Origin of the sequence: Synechococcus sp. R5-12 (genome assembly GCF_047502655.1) — a bacterium.
Taxonomy (GTDB): Bacteria; Cyanobacteriota; Cyanobacteriia; order Thermostichales; family Thermostichaceae; genus Thermostichus.
This window is the reverse complement of the sequence record NZ_JANSIM010000056.1, coordinates 1-997: the sequence shown is the minus strand read 5'-3', so window position 1 is coordinate 997 and position 997 is coordinate 1. Positions and strand designations below refer to the sequence as shown.

Sequence of the window (997 nt, the reverse complement as noted above, 5' to 3'; positions counted from 1 at the left end):
GCGGTAGCGGGACGGAGTCCTTTCGCGGTAGCGGGACGGAGTCCCCTTGGGATCCCGGTGGCAACAAGATATCAAGATTTAAGACTGCGATTATGGCTTCCCGCAAGAATCAACTGGCTATTGACAATGACGAGCTGATGCGTCGGGTAGAGGCTCTGATCAACGCTTCCAAAAATCGCTATCGCATCACGGTACAGGTGGCCAACCGCGCCAAGCGCCGCCGCTACGAGGATCCGGATGATATAGAAGATGGCTGGATGAAGCCAATCCGCCGCGCTGTCATCGAAATGTCGGATGAACTGACTGAGCCGGAAATCATCGGCGATGAGTAGTCACTAGACTTGCGGCCTGCTGGCGCGACCGCCCTGTTGAAACTGCTAGCCGGCTGAGCGGCTAAGGGTAGAAGCTTTCGGCAGCCGCCTATTTTGTCAATTTGTCAAGTCGTTTGCAACGGGATCCCTTTCCCGCAGGCGAGCCTCGAGCCGCGATTCCATCAGGTGCAGCAAGCGGTGGGTCTCCTCTGGGCTGAGACCCTGGATGCGCATCTCCAAGGGGCTGTGGAACCAGAGGGTCTGCTGCGGGAAAGGAATCTGGATCCCTGCTTGGTCGAAGGCGTGTTTGAGGCGACGGCGGTATTCCCGCGCCACCCTCCACTGCTGCAGAGGCTGCACCTTGATCCAAATGCGCAGCGTGATCCCCCGCTCCCCCAGATCATCGACACCGTGCATTTCGGGGGGCTCGAGAATTTGTTCCCGCCAAGCCGGCTCCCGGTACATCTGCAGAGCCACCTGCTCGGTGATGCGTATCGCCTGTTCCAGGTCATTTTCATAGGCAATCATGATCCCCAGATCCACCCGTGACCAGCCGTTGGAGAGGTTTTCCACCACCCGGATGGCACTGTTGGGAATGGAGATCAAGCTGCCTTCGGTGTTGCGCAACTGGGTTAGCTAAACCGCCGGGAAGCCCCGCACTCTCTGCAACAGCAGGAGGGTCGGGA

At 58.7% G+C, this 997-nt stretch carries 2 protein-coding genes; one reads left to right on the top strand and one right to left on the bottom strand.

What is annotated here, in order from left to right; translation table 11 throughout:
* Window positions 1–92: 92 nt before the first annotated feature.
* The gene (locus NW843_RS03860) at window positions 93–332 is read left to right on the top strand and encodes a DNA-directed RNA polymerase subunit omega (protein WP_011433877.1); all 240 of its coding nucleotides are present in this window, start codon (window positions 93–95) and stop codon (window positions 330–332) included.
* Window positions 333–428: 96 nt separating this feature from the next.
* Here the strand turns inward: NW843_RS03860 and NW843_RS03855 are convergent, their stop codons facing one another.
* Window positions 429–938 (bottom strand): mechanosensitive ion channel family protein, encoded by a 510-nt coding sequence (locus NW843_RS03855; RefSeq protein ID WP_414522167.1) that lies wholly within the window; start codon window positions 936–938, stop codon window positions 429–431.
* Between the last annotated feature and the right edge of the window lie 59 nt (window positions 939–997).